Below are 13,231 nucleotides of genomic sequence, written 5' to 3' on the forward strand. Positions count from 1 at the left end.
CGTACACACAGCCTTTTCAAGGACTTATATGATCAAGAAATGCTTGTTTCCAGCAGCCGGTTACGGCACTCGCTTCCTCCCAGCGACCAAAGCCATGCCTAAAGAAATGCTGCCGGTGGTAAACAAGCCACTGATCCAGTACGGCGTTGAAGAAGCACTGGACGCGGGCCTGACGGAAATCTCCATCGTCACCGGCCGTGGCAAGCGTGCTCTGGAAGACCACTTCGACATCAGTTACGAGCTGGAAAACCAGATCAAGGGCACCGACAAGGAAAAGTACCTGGTCGGTATCCGCAAGCTGTTGGACGAGTGCTCGTTCTCCTACACCCGTCAGACCGAAATGAAAGGTTTGGGCCACGCAATCCTGACTGGCCGCCCACTGATAGGTGACGAACCGTTCGCCGTGGTCCTGGCGGATGACCTGTGCGTCAACATCGACGGCGACGGCGTACTGACCCAGATGGTCAAGCTGTACAAGCAGTTCCGCTGCTCGATCGTCGCGATCCAGGAAGTCGATCCGCAGGAAACCAACAAGTACGGTGTCATCGCTGGCGAAATGATCCGCGACGACATCTACCGCGTGCACAGCATGGTCGAGAAGCCAAAGCCGGAAGACGCGCCGTCGAACCTGGCGATCATCGGTCGTTACATCCTGACCCCGGACATCTTCGACCTGATCGAACAGACCGAGCCAGGCAAGGGCGGCGAAATCCAGATCACCGACGCCCTGATGAAGCAGGCCCAGAACGGCTGCGTCATGGCCTACAAGTTCAAGGGCAAGCGTTTCGACTGCGGTGGTGCTGAAGGCTACATCGACGCGACCAACTTCTGCTTCGAAAACTTCTACAAGACTGGCAAAGCTTACTAATAGCATCTGCCTCGTCTGCAAAAGAAAGCCACCTTCGGGTGGCTTTTTCATTTTCCGCCCTTATATGGATGGCAGTGCTTGCCCAATGAATGGCTGCGGGTATGCTGATGGCCTGCCGAGGAGATAGAAATGGCCTACGATTTTGACCTTTATGTAATTGGTGCCGGTTCCGGCGGTGTGCGGGCTGCGCGGTTTGCCGCCGGCTTCGGGGCGAAAGTGGCGGTGGCTGAAAGCCGTTACCTGGGCGGCACCTGCGTCAACGTCGGCTGCGTGCCGAAAAAGCTATTGGTCTACGGCGCGCACTTTGCCGAGGACTTCGAGCAGGCGTCCGGTTTCGGCTGGAACCTGGGCGAAGCCAACTTCGACTGGGCCACGCTGATCGCCAACAAGGACCGTGAAATCAATCGCCTCAACGGCATTTATCGCAATCTGCTGGTCAACAGCGGCGTGACCCTGCACGAGGCGCACGCGAAAATCGTTGGGCCGCACGAGGTCGAGGTTAATGGCGAGCGCTTCACCGCGAAAAACATTCTGATCGCCACCGGCGGCTGGCCGCAGATCCCTGAAATCCCCGGGCATGAGCATGCGATCGGTTCGAACGAAGCGTTCTTCCTCAAAGAGCTGCCCAAGCGTGTGCTGGTGGTCGGCGGCGGTTATATTGCCGTCGAGTTCGCCGGAATTTTCCATGGCCTCGGCGCCAACACCACGCTGCTGTATCGCGGCGATCTGTTCCTGCGTGGTTTCGACGGGTCGGTGCGCAAGCACCTGCAAGAAGAATTGACCAAGCGTGGCCTCGATCTGCAATTCAATGCCGACATTGCGCGCATCGACAAGCAGGCCGACGGTAGCTTGAAGGCGACGCTCAAGGATGGTCGCGTACTCGAAGCCGACTGCGTGTTCTACGCCACCGGCCGGCGTCCGATGCTGGACAATCTGGGCCTGGAAAACACCGATGTGCAGCTCGACGACAAGGGCTTTATCAAAGTCGACGACGAGTATCAAACCACCGAGCCGTCGATTCTGGCGCTGGGCGACGTCATTGGTCGCGTGCAACTGACCCCGGTCGCTCTGGCCGAAGGTATGGCCGTGGCGCGGCGTCTGTTCAAGCCGGAGCAATACCGTCCGGTGGACTACAAGATGATTCCGACCGCCGTGTTCAGCCTGCCGAACATCGGCACGGTCGGTTTGAGCGAAGAGGAAGCGCGCGAATGCGGCCACGAGGTGGTTATTTTCGAGAGCCGCTTCCGGCCGATGAAGCTGACCCTGACTGACTGCCAGGAGAAAACCCTGATGAAGTTGGTGGTCGACGCCAAAACCGACAGGGTGCTTGGCTGCCACATGGTCGGCCCGGACGCTGGCGAGATCGTGCAAGGTCTGGCGATCGCCTTGAAGGCCGGCGCGACCAAGCGCGACTTCGACGACACCATCGGGGTGCACCCGACGGCCGCCGAAGAGTTCGTCACCATGCGTACGCCGGTCAGCGCTTAAGCGTCTGTCGCTTTGGCCGAGTCTGGCGCTGCCGCAACGGTAGCCGCCAGACGCTGGCTGTCTTCAAGGCTTGCCTGAACCTTGAGCAACTCCTTTTCCAATGACTGATTGAGCTGCGTCTGCTCGTCGACGCTCTGTTTAAGCGCCTGGCTTTCCAGTGCCGCCACGCGCAGACGTTCCTGGAGGAGGGTGCGCTCGCTGTCCATGCGCGTGGCCTGCTCGAGCAACTGATCCTGACGCTGATTGCTGTGCTTGAGCTGATCCTGCACAAGATTCAGCTCGCGCTGGGTGCCACGGTTTTCGGTAAGCAGGCGTTCGTTGTCGCGGTGCAACTGCGTGATCTCGTCCTGGCGCACCAACGCGCTCTGCTGGGCTTGACGCAATTCTGCCTGTATCTGCTGAAGTTGCCCTTCATGGCGGGCCTGCTCCTGCTCGCGCTGTTCCTTGGTGGCGTTACGGTAATGCTCAAGCGCATCGCGGGCGTGCAGGTGTTTTTCTTCCAGTGAGCGGATCTGTTCGTCCTTGTCCTGCAAGCGCAATTCAAAGTCGGCCAATGCCTGGTTGAGGCCGGCGTTGCGCGTCTGTTCGGTTTGCAGCATCGAGCGGGTGTTGCTCAGCGCTTCGGATTCGCGTTGCAGCGCGGCGCCTTGAATGTCGTGCTCATGCTCGAGTTTTTCCAGCGCCTGGCGCGTCTGCTTCAGCTCGGCTTCCAGTGCTTGGCGTTGTTCCTCGAACTGTTCGCGGGCTTGCTCGATGGGTTCCTGTGCTTGTTCTTTCAGGCGCTGGGCGAGTCGAGAGACGAGGGCGGTGAGCTCATCATCGATCGGTTCTGCCGACGCCTCATTCGGCTGGGCACCGTCGTCCAGTTCTTTCAGATAGCGATGGATCGTGGTTTTCGAGCCGGTGTTGCCCATTTCAATGCGTACTGCATCGATGCTTGGGTGTTCGCCGCGAGCTAGGATCGCTGTGCGTGCGATTTGCACCAGTGCTTTGGTAATGCCGCCACGGGCCATGTGAACTCCTACGTTTACGTACTGTGGTACATGCCACTAAAGTACGCAGTGTACCATGCTGAAAATATAGGTAAATATTTGAATTAAAACACGCGGGATATACTGGTATTACCCAATGTCAGGGGGCAAAATGCGCATCTGCATGCCTGAACCCGTACGCCATCGAGAAAACTGCCCATGAGTGAGATTGATCGATATCTGCAAGCCGCCACCCGGGACAACACTCGCCGCAGCTATCGCATGGCCATCGAGCACTTCGAGGTGACGTGGGGCGGATTTTTGCCGGCTACTGCCGATAGCGTTGCGCGATATCTGGTGGCGCACGCTGGCGTGCTGTCGATCAACACGCTGAAGCTGCGTCTGTCGGCGCTGGCGCAGTGGCACAACAGTCAGGGGTTTGCCGATCCCACCAAGGCGCCAGTGGTGCGCAAGGTGTTCAAGGGCATTCGTGCTTTGCACCCTGCGCAGGAAAAACAGGCTGAGCCGCTGCAACTGCAGGATCTGCAGCGCGTGATCGATTGGCTTGAGCAGGAGGCGCAGACGGCCCGGGAAGAACAGGACCGCCCGACTTTGCTCAAGGCGTATCGGGATCGCGCGCTGATTCTGTTGGGCTTCTGGCGCGGCTTTCGCAGCGACGAGTTGTGCCGCTTGCAGATCGAGCATGTGCAGGCGAGTGCTGGCAAAGGAATCACTTTGTATTTGCCGCGCAGCAAGGGCGACCGGGAGAACCTCGGGCAGACTTATCAGGCCCCGGCGCTGCTGAAGCTGTGCCCGGTGCAGGCCTATATCGATTGGATTACAGAGGCTGCGCTGGTGCGCGGCGCGGTGTTCCGCAGCATTGATCGCTGGGGCAATCTGAGCGAGGAGGGCCTGCACGCCAACAGCATCATTCCGCTTCTGCGCCAGGCGTTGCAGCGCGCCGGGATTGCCGCCGCCAACTACACCAGCCATTCACTGCGGCGTGGCTTTGCCACATGGGCGCATCAAAGCGGCTGGGATCTGAAATCGTTGATGAGTTATGTTGGCTGGAAGGACATGAAATCCGCCATGCGCTATGTTGAGGTCAGCCCATTCCAGGGAATGGCTCGGATTATGGATAAGCCGGATCAGCCGTAGAGATCGTTTTCTTCTATTAATACAGTCAGCTAATAGCGAAAACAAATCAGCAGTATCAGGTTTGCCAATGAGCCTTCCGTCGAGTGAGTGGGTAGGATTCACCCATCAACTTCATAACCCCTGACGGAGAGTCATCAATGCCTATCATCAACAGCCAAGTAAAACCGTTCAAAGCTACCGCGTTCAAAAACGGCGACTTCGTTCAAGTCTCGGATGCTGACTTGAAAGGCAAGTGGTCCGTAGTGTTCTTCTACCCAGCCGACTTCACCTTCGTGTGCCCAACCGAGCTGGAAGACCTGGCTGACAACTACGCTGAGTTCAAGAAGCTGGGCGTGGAAATCTACAGCGTTTCGACCGACACCCACTTTGCTCACGCTGCCTGGCACAACACTTCGCCAGCCATCGGCAAAATCGAATACACCATGATCGGCGACCCTACCCACGTCATCTCCCGCAACTTCGACGTGCTGATCGAAGAAGCTGGTCTGGCTGACCGTGGCACCTTCGTGATCAACCCTGAAGGCCAGATCAAAATCGTTGAACTGAACGATGGCGGCGTTGGCCGTGACGCTTCCGAGCTGCTGCGCAAGATCAAGGCTGCTCAGTACGTCGCTGCACACCCAGGCGAAGTTTGCCCGGCCAAGTGGAAAGAAGGCGAGGCCACTCTGGCTCCGTCGCTGGACCTGGTCGGCAAGATCTAAGTCTGTGCCATGCAACGCAGGGCGGCACGCCGCACCTTCTTAAGTTAGCTGCACCGCCCAATAAAAATGCCCGGGCGAGATTCGCTCGGGCTTTTTTTCGCCTCAAATAAAGGAAATCGCCCGTATGTTGGACGCCAATCTTAAAGCCCAGTTGAAATCGTACCTGGAACGGGTCACCCAACCGATCGAGATCGTTGCATCCCTCGACGACGGTGCGAAATCCCGTGAAATGCTGGACCTGCTGAAAGACGTTGCCAGTCTTTCGAGCCAGATTACTCTGATCGACAGCGGTGACGATGCCCGCAAGCCATCGTTCTCGATCAATCGCCCTGGAGCCGACATCAGTCTGCGTTTCGCCGGTATTCCGATGGGCCACGAATTCACCTCGCTGGTGTTGGCTCTGCTGCAAGTCGGTGGCCACCCGTCGAAGGCCAGCGTTGAAGTGATCGAGCAGATCCGCTCGCTCAAAGGCGAGTTCAGCTTCGAGACTTACTTCTCGCTGTCTTGCCAGAATTGCCCGGACGTCGTTCAGGCGCTGAACCTGATGGCCGTGCTCAACCCGAACATCCGCCACGTCGCCATTGACGGCGCGCTGTTCCAGGACGAAGTCAACGATCGCAAGATCATGGCTGTGCCGAGCATCTACCTCAATGGCGAAAACTTCGGCCAGGGCCGCATGGGCCTGGAGGAAATCCTTGCCAAACTCGACACCGGCGCGATTGAGCGTCAGGCCGAGAAGATCAGCGCCAAAGAAGCCTTTGACGTGCTGGTCGTCGGCGGTGGCCCGGCGGGTGCTTCGGCCGCTATCTACGCCGCACGTAAAGGCATCCGCACCGGTGTCGCGGCTGAGCGCTTCGGCGGTCAGGTGCTGGATACCATGGCCATCGAGAACTTCATTTCCGTGCAGGAAACCGAAGGGCCGAAACTGGCCACGGCGCTGGAAGAACACGTCAAGCAGTACGACGTCGACATCATGAATCTGCAACGCGCTGACAAGCTGATCCCGGGCAAGAATGGCGAGCTGCATGAAGTCCACTTCGCCAGCGGTGCAACCCTGAAAGCCAGGAGCGTGATTCTCGCGACCGGCGCACGCTGGCGCGAAATGAACGTTCCGGGCGAGCAGGAATACCGCAACAAAGGCGTGGCGTACTGCCCGCACTGCGACGGCCCGCTGTTCAAGGGCAAGCGCGTAGCGGTGATCGGCGGCGGTAACTCCGGCGTTGAAGCGGCGATCGATCTGGCGGGTATCGTGGCGCACGTAACGCTGCTGGAATTCGACGTGCAACTGCGTGCCGACGCCGTGCTGCAACGCAAGCTGCACAGCCTGTCGAACGTTACCGTGATCACCAGTGCGCAAACCACTGAAGTCACCGGCAATGGCGAGAAGGTCAACGGCCTGCGCTACAAGGACCGCACTACCGATGAACTGCGCACGGTTGAGCTGGAAGGCATTTTCGTGCAAATCGGTCTGCTGCCGAACACCGATTGGCTGAAGGGCACCATCGAGCTGTCGCCGCGTGGCGAGATCATTGTCGATAATCGTGGCGAGACTTCCATTGCGGGGATCTTTGCAGCGGGTGACGTGACGACTGTGCCGTACAAGCAGATCGTGATTGCAGTGGGCGAGGGCGCCAAGGCTTCGCTGAGTGCGTTCGATCACCTGATCCGGACTTCGGCCCCGGCGTAACTGCCAGGTCGAAAACGAAAAAACCCATGAGCGATCATGGGTTTTTTATTGCGCGTGGAAAGCCACACCTCACCCCAGCCCTCTCCCGAGGGAGAGGGCTGGGGTGAGGTGTCTGAAGTCATCCATCGACCTGAGAGAGCCGGTCGATTTTGGATTCACCGCCAATCGTTCAAGTCGGCGTAATTCTCCAACATCCCGCAATCAGTCCCCTCTCCTTCTGGGAGAGGGCTAGGGTGAGGGGCTTTCAGCTTTTACAGCGGCGCAGGCTGAATGATCTCGACCCAGTAGCCATCCGGGTCCTTGATGAACGCCAGGCTCTTCATCCGGCCGTCGGTCAGGCGCTTCTGGAAATCGCAACCCAGCTCTTCAAAGCGTGCACACGCTGCGACGATGTCCGGCACCGAAATGCAGATGTGACCAAAGCCACGCGGATCGGTGTTGCCATTGTGATAGGCGAAGTCGGCATCGTTTTCGGTACCGTGGTTGTGGGTCAATTCGAGAATGCCTGGAATCGATTTCATCCATTCGGTACGCGCAGCAGCATCGGCCGGGATCTGCGCTTTATCGACCAGCGCAAGGAAGTACAGGCTGAATTCGGCTTCCGGAAAATCACGCTTCTCGACCAGCGAGAAACCCAGGACGCGGGTGTAGAAATCCAGCGACTTGGTGATGTCCTTCACGCGCAGCATGGTGTGGTTGAACACGAAGTTGCGGGTTGCGCTGTCTGGCGTGGCTGTCACACCGGGGAAAGTGTTCAGTTCGTTGAGGCTCATGGGCCCTCCAATAACAATGGGCGAGTGAATGGGCGCAATGATACGCATGCCGGCCGGCATCGCCAAATGCAAGGCGGGCTTGCCCTGCGCGAGGGCGGGGCTCAGACTTTGCTCTCTACCTTCGAGTGCGTCCGGCAATGATCCGACTGTTCAAATCCGTGTTTGTTTTTTTTGCTTTGTCATTGGCCGTGGTTTTCCCGGCCATGGCCGAACCGAGCATCACCTGGCCGGCGGGCTGGAAGGTTGAAATGTTGCCGGATACCGCGCCGCCAGTCTCGCGGCAAAGGGCGGTGAAGCTCGATGCCGACGGCAATCAGGTGATGGTGATGGAGTTGACCATGACGCAAGTGGAGGCGGGGCATCAGGTCAATTTGCAAGGCGTGTTGCTGGAGATGCGCAAGTCCATCCAGAAGGATTTCTTCCGCAGTGGTTATCAGAGCGTCTGCAACCGAATCCATCCGGCTGCGCTCGGATCATTGACCGGGCTGGAGACGACCTGCACGATCACCGAGAACGGCCGGCACGTATTATCACAAACGCTGGTGGCTGCCGTGGAAACAGACAAGGCTTATGTACTTTCATATGCCGGTCAGGCTGAGGTTTATAAGGCGAGCGCCGACGACATAGAGGCGGCACGTAACAGCCTGAAATTATAAACGTCCGTACTAACTCGCGGTGTTTTGAATGCCGGAAAGGATTAAGCACAAAGTTTGATTCATCGTTTGCAGCAACATCGCGCAGCAAAATGTTTAGCGTGATGACTCAGTAACGTTACACAATTTTCCAACTTGTTCGATGAAAATCATTTCATTTGTTAGATATTGTCAATAAAAAAGCCCTGCATCGCGCAGGGCTTTTTGTTGGCGTCAGATTAACCGCGCAACCATGAATCCACGGTGGCCGCACCGTACTGTTCTTTCCAGGCTTTCAGGCCGCGATGGTTGCCGCCCTTGGTTTCGATCAGCTCGCCAGTGTGCGGGTTCTGGTAAACCTTGACGACGCGGGCGCGGCGGGTCTTCGGCGCTGGGGCGGCCTGCAGACCGGACTTCGCCGGGTTCGGGTCGAGGATGGCGATGATGTCTTTCAGGCCTTTGCCATAGGTTTTCATCAGTCCCTGGAGCTTTTCTTCGAATTCGATTTCTTTCTTGAGCCCGGCGTCATTCTTCAGTGACTCCAGCTGTTTGAGCTGTTCCTGAAGGGCCTTTTCAGCTGCGCGAAATTCAGCGAGTCTGGACAATATCTTTACTCCAATAGTGTGTTTGGCTGATACCAACCGCAAACAAAGCTATAAGCCAAGAGCCTGGAAGCGACTCGGTGATAATTGGCTCACCTGTCAGTCTGGCTCAGGTTGAAAAAATTGTAGTAGTTAATGCGACAAGAGTAAATCCTGATGTTGTCGCCATGTAACAACAATGACTTTTTGTATCAATTTGGTGCGGTTGTTGGACGGGCTATGCTAATGAGTTAACGATCACTTAATGCGCTGATGAAATCTGCTGCCGGCATCGGTTTGGCAAACAAATAACCTTGCATGAAATCCACCTGATGCTCCGTCAGGTAATCGGCTTGGGCCTGTGTCTCGACACCTTCGGCAACAATGGCCAGATCCAGCTTTGCCGACAGTTCAATGATGGAGTCGAGAATATGCCGTGATAGCGCATCGATGCCGATCATGGCGACAAAGCTCTGATCGATCTTGAGAAAGTCGACCTTGAAGGCGCGCAAGTAGCCGAGGCTTGAGTGGCCTGTACCAAAATCGTCGATCGCGATTTTCACTCCAAGTGCGTGCAATTGCTCAAACAGTTGCAGGGTCATGTCGTTCGGTTCGATCAGCTCGCGCTCCGTCAATTCCAGCACCAGCTCGACGCTGCCGGGCGCAAACGCCGCCAGGAGGTCGCGACAGTCTTCGACCAGTTCCAGATCCTTGCAATGGCTGGCAGTGATGTTGATGCCGATATGGAAAGGTTTGGCGAAGACCGCAGAATGCGGTCCCAGCAGGGCGGCAGTCTGTTGCATCAGCGAGCGGGTCATCGGCACGATCAAGCCTGAATGCTCGGCAAATGGAATGAACAGATCCGGGCGTACGAGGCCCTCTTTCGGGTGATTCCAGCGCATCAGCACTTCAGCGCCGGACCACTGCTTGCTGTCACCGTGAACCACCGGCTGGAAATAAGGAATGAATTCCCCGGCCTCGAGTGCGCGAAGCATTTCGTGACTGGGCGAGTTCGAGCGTTTCTGCACGACATGGCCGATGGCGCCCGAGATCACGCCGAAAAATATCAGCAGGCTGAACAACGGCGGGTAGTTGGCCGCCATGTAACGCCAGGTCTCTCCCTCGGGAAAACCCGCCGACACGTTGAAACCGTATCGTTCGGATTCGAGCATGCTATGCGCGACTGGCAAAGCGGGCAGGGACCCTTGATGCACTCTGCCGTCGGCGGACAGCCAGTTATCGCCCACTTGCAACATCAGTAATGTCTGGCGGCCGATCAGGCGCAGGATGTTGCTCAGGTGATAACCATCAAGCGTGGTCAGCGCGCCGCCACGACCGTCGCTGAGGCGGTAGATCAACAATGCCGTGTCGGGAGTGACGGGATTGCCGTTCATCAACCACAGTTTGCCTTGATGATAGTCCCCGGCATTGACCGCTTCCTTGAACTGCCCGAACAGTGAGCTGCAGTAGAGCGTGTTGTCCCAGACCAGATTGGTCGAGCGCACGAAGGGGCGTCGGGTCACTTGTTCGCGCAGGGCCAGTTTCACGTCTTCGCAATTTTTCCCGGCCAGAGGCAGCAGAACCCGGGCGGCTTCTGCCTTGTTGTCGAGCATCAGATCGAACTGTTGCAACGCTTGTTCGGCCGTTTCCCCGGCACTTTGCTCCAGCGTTCGTTTTGCCTGCATATAAAGAATCCCACTGCCCAGCACGATTGGCAGCAGACCGCTGAGCAAAGTCACGGCGATTCGGGTGCTGCGTTTGCGGCGGGATCTGTGGGTCAATGGCATGGGCACATCCTGTGGTTTAGAAATCCGACCCGATAAACAATTGGGCCAGAGGGGAGAATAGATGGCAGATGGCGCTTGTGCCGTAGGTAAAAAAGCGGATTTTATACAGAGGGCAGACAGGTCTGGTTACGCTGTGTAGAATCGGGTTACGCATACAATAATAATCGTCTTCTGGCAGCAGAAGCCTCGCCCGCAAAAGCCTTGGGTCGACAATGAAGATATTCGGGTTTCAACTGATCTACGGAGACTTCCTCGCGCGCAGCGTGCGCGGCATCTCCTGTGCGCCGCCCTCCACATCACTTTCCTGACAAATAACCCTGGTTAATTGATAAGAAATGATGAGGCGTCACCATGGCAGATTTATACGAAAACCCAATGGGCCTGATGGGCTTTGAATTCATCGAGTTCGCAGCGCCGACTCCTGGCACACTGGAGCCGATCTTCGAGATCATGGGCTTCACCAAAGTCGCGACCCACCGTTCCAAGAACGTGCACCTGTATCGTCAGGGCGCAATCAACCTGATCCTCAATAACGAACCCAACAGCGTCGCCTCGTACTTCGCCGCCGAACACGGCCCGTCCGTTTGCGGCATGGCGTTTCGCGTGAAGGATTCGCAGAAGGCCTACTCGCGCGCGCTGGAGCTCGGCGCCCAGCCGATTCACATCGAGACTGGTCCGATGGAGCTGAACCTGCCGGCAATCAAGGGTATTGGCGGTGCGCCGCTGTACCTGATCGACCGTTTCGGTGAAGGCAGCTCGATTTACGACATCGACTTCGTGTTCATCGAAGGTGTTGATCGCAACCCGGTTGGCGCTGGTCTGAAGATCATCGACCACCTGACCCACAACGTTTATCGCGGTCGCATGGCCTATTGGGCGAACTTCTACGAGAAGCTGTTCAACTTCCGTGAAATCCGTTACTTCGACATCAAAGGCGAATACACCGGCCTGACCTCGAAGGCCATGACCGCACCGGATGGCATGATCCGCATTCCGCTCAACGAAGAGTCGTCCAAGGGCGCCGGGCAGATCGAAGAGTTCCTGATGCAGTTCAACGGTGAGGGTATCCAGCACGTCGCATTCCTCACCGACGACCTGATCAAGACCTGGGATCAACTGAAGAAAATCGGCATGCGCTTCATGACCGCGCCGCCGGATACCTACTACGAAATGCTCGAAGGTCGCCTGCCGAATCACGGTGAGCCGGTCGATCAGCTGCAATCGCGCGGTATCCTGCTCGATGGCGCATCGGAGCAGGGCGACAAGCGTCTGCTGCTGCAGATTTTCTCGGAAACCCTGATGGGGCCGGTGTTCTTCGAATTCATCCAGCGCAAGGGCGACGATGGTTTCGGCGAGGGCAACTTCAAGGCCTTGTTCGAATCGATCGAGCGTGACCAGGTGCGTCGTGGTGTGTTGACCACCGAGTAATCTGAAATGAAAAAATCCCGGCCTGAAGAAATGCAGGGCCGGGATTTTTTTGCTTCATACAAAACCTGTGGGAGCGAGCCTGCTCGCGAATGCGGACTTTCATTCAACACTCATGTTGACTGGTCTGACGACTTCGCGAGCAGGCTCGCTCCCACATTTGTCTTGTGTTGCATTCAAGAGCGGCGTTGGCGCATCAAGTGTTTGAAGCCCTCGAACACCAGCACCACAACCGCCAGCCAGATCGGGATGTAAGTCAGCCACTCGCCCGACTTGATGCTCTCTCCCAGCAACAATGCCACCGCGAGCAACAGCACCGGTTCGACATAACTCAACAACCCAAACAGACTGAACGGCAGCAAGCGGCTGGCGATGATATACACCACCAGCGCAGACGCACTGATCAGGCCGAGCAGTGGAATCAGCCACATCAGTCCCGGATATTGATCGAACACGGCCAGACCCTGTTCGCCGCCCTGCACAAACCAGTAGGCGACCGGCAGCATCAGGGTCATGTCGACCCACAGGCCACCGAGGTTGTCGGTTTTCAGGTATTTGCGCAGCACGAAATACAGCGGATAACCGACCACGACCACCAGCGTCGCCCAGGAAAATCCGCCAACCTGATACAGCTCGTTCAACACGCCAAGACTGGCGAAAAATACCGCGATTTTCTGCAGGTAAGACAGGCTCTCGCCATAGGCAATCCGCCCGGTCAGCACCATCGCCAGTGGCAACAGGAAATAGCCCAGTGATACATCCAGGCTGTAATCATTGAGCGGTGCCCACATGAACAGCCACAGCTGAACCCCGAGCAGGGCTGAAGAAACCAGCAGCCCGGCGATCAGCTTCGGCCTGGCGGCCATCAATCGGAACAGCTCCAGCACCCGCCGCCATTCCCCGGAAACCAGCATGAACACCGTCATGCACGGCACGGTCAGAAGCATGCGCCAGCCGAAGATTTCCACGCCGCTCAGAGGGGTCAGCAGCGACGTGTAGTAATACATGACGGCAAACAGCACGGAGGCTGAAACCGATAGAGCGATACCTTTAGACAAACTGTCCTCGCGACGTGATGGTTGAACGGGGCGCGCAGGATACGTGGTTTTTGTGCTGAATATTGAGCGGATGCTCATTATTTCCCACATCCTGGAGCCAAG

Annotated in this window: 12 protein-coding genes; 7 read left to right on the top strand and 5 right to left on the bottom strand. The window is 57.1% G+C overall.

Translation table 11 applies throughout. From position 1 onward, the window contains the following. The first annotated feature begins 28 nt into the window (after nucleotides 1-28). A complete protein-coding gene (galU, locus tag AC0Z5Z_RS04130) occupies nucleotides 29-868 on the top strand; it encodes a UTP--glucose-1-phosphate uridylyltransferase GalU (protein WP_024013124.1) in 840 nt (279 codons plus the stop codon). 129 nt (nucleotides 869-997) lie between these two features. Then, nucleotides 998-2,356 (top strand): glutathione-disulfide reductase, encoded by a 1,359-nt coding sequence (gorA, locus tag AC0Z5Z_RS04135; RefSeq protein WP_460160966.1) that lies wholly within the window; start codon nucleotides 998-1,000, stop codon nucleotides 2,354-2,356. Here gorA and AC0Z5Z_RS04140 read toward each other — a convergent pair. Next, complete coding sequence (locus AC0Z5Z_RS04140) at nucleotides 2,353-3,369, bottom strand: DNA-binding protein (protein WP_056789637.1); 1,017 nt, start codon at nucleotides 3,367-3,369, stop codon at nucleotides 2,353-2,355. The genes gorA and AC0Z5Z_RS04140 overlap by 4 nt on opposite strands. A 177-nt stretch (nucleotides 3,370-3,546) precedes the next feature. Between AC0Z5Z_RS04140 and AC0Z5Z_RS04145 the strand changes: the two genes are divergently transcribed. The 3 genes from AC0Z5Z_RS04145 to ahpF all read left to right on the top strand — a co-directional run bounded on the left by AC0Z5Z_RS04145 (nucleotide 3,547) and on the right by ahpF (nucleotide 6,873). After that, nucleotides 3,547-4,485 carry a site-specific integrase gene (locus AC0Z5Z_RS04145; RefSeq protein WP_485610727.1) on the top strand — a complete coding sequence of 313 codons (939 nt, stop codon included), beginning with the start codon at nucleotides 3,547-3,549 and terminating at the stop codon, nucleotides 4,483-4,485. Nucleotides 4,486-4,622: 137 nt separating this feature from the next. Then, complete coding sequence (gene ahpC / locus AC0Z5Z_RS04150) at nucleotides 4,623-5,186, top strand: alkyl hydroperoxide reductase subunit C (RefSeq protein ID WP_016774916.1); 564 nt, start codon at nucleotides 4,623-4,625, stop codon at nucleotides 5,184-5,186. 124 nt (nucleotides 5,187-5,310) lie between these two features. After that, a complete protein-coding gene (gene ahpF / locus AC0Z5Z_RS04155) occupies nucleotides 5,311-6,873 on the top strand; it encodes an alkyl hydroperoxide reductase subunit F (protein ID WP_485610728.1) in 1,563 nt (520 codons plus the stop codon). 251 nt (nucleotides 6,874-7,124) lie between these two features. Here the strand turns inward: ahpF and gloA are convergent, their stop codons facing one another. After that, nucleotides 7,125-7,646 (bottom strand): lactoylglutathione lyase, encoded by a 522-nt coding sequence (gloA, locus tag AC0Z5Z_RS04160; RefSeq protein ID WP_039762746.1) that lies wholly within the window; start codon nucleotides 7,644-7,646, stop codon nucleotides 7,125-7,127. Nucleotides 7,647-7,783: 137 nt separating this feature from the next. Between gloA and AC0Z5Z_RS04165 the strand changes: the two genes are divergently transcribed. Continuing rightward, entirely contained in the window at nucleotides 7,784-8,302 is a 519-nt protein-coding gene (locus AC0Z5Z_RS04165; protein WP_236169079.1) for a DUF4946 domain-containing protein, read from the top strand. 215 nt (nucleotides 8,303-8,517) lie between these two features. On the opposite strand, the gene AC0Z5Z_RS04170 is transcribed toward AC0Z5Z_RS04165, so the two are convergent. Together AC0Z5Z_RS04170 and AC0Z5Z_RS04175 are read right to left on the bottom strand one after the other, a co-directional pair. Further along, nucleotides 8,518-8,883 (bottom strand): histone-like nucleoid-structuring protein, MvaT/MvaU family, encoded by a 366-nt coding sequence (locus AC0Z5Z_RS04170; protein WP_041480175.1) that lies wholly within the window; start codon nucleotides 8,881-8,883, stop codon nucleotides 8,518-8,520. A 227-nt stretch (nucleotides 8,884-9,110) separates the two neighbouring features. After that, a complete protein-coding gene (locus AC0Z5Z_RS04175) occupies nucleotides 9,111-10,646 on the bottom strand; it encodes an EAL domain-containing protein (protein ID WP_485610729.1) in 1,536 nt (511 codons plus the stop codon). A 351-nt stretch (nucleotides 10,647-10,997) separates the two neighbouring features. On the opposite strand from AC0Z5Z_RS04175, the gene hppD reads away from it, so the two are divergent. Continuing rightward, on the top strand, nucleotides 10,998-12,074 hold the full coding sequence (gene hppD, locus AC0Z5Z_RS04180; protein WP_016774910.1) for a 4-hydroxyphenylpyruvate dioxygenase: 1,077 nt from the start codon (nucleotides 10,998-11,000) through the stop codon (nucleotides 12,072-12,074). A 173-nt stretch (nucleotides 12,075-12,247) separates the two neighbouring features. Here the strand turns inward: hppD and rarD are convergent, their stop codons facing one another. Further along, nucleotides 12,248-13,129 carry an EamA family transporter RarD gene (rarD, locus tag AC0Z5Z_RS04185; RefSeq protein WP_485610730.1) on the bottom strand — a complete coding sequence of 294 codons (882 nt, stop codon included), beginning with the start codon at nucleotides 13,127-13,129 and terminating at the stop codon, nucleotides 12,248-12,250. Nucleotides 13,130-13,231 lie beyond the last annotated feature (102 nt).

The organism is Pseudomonas sp. 1L-E-NC-VB-C3 (assembly GCF_057291535.1).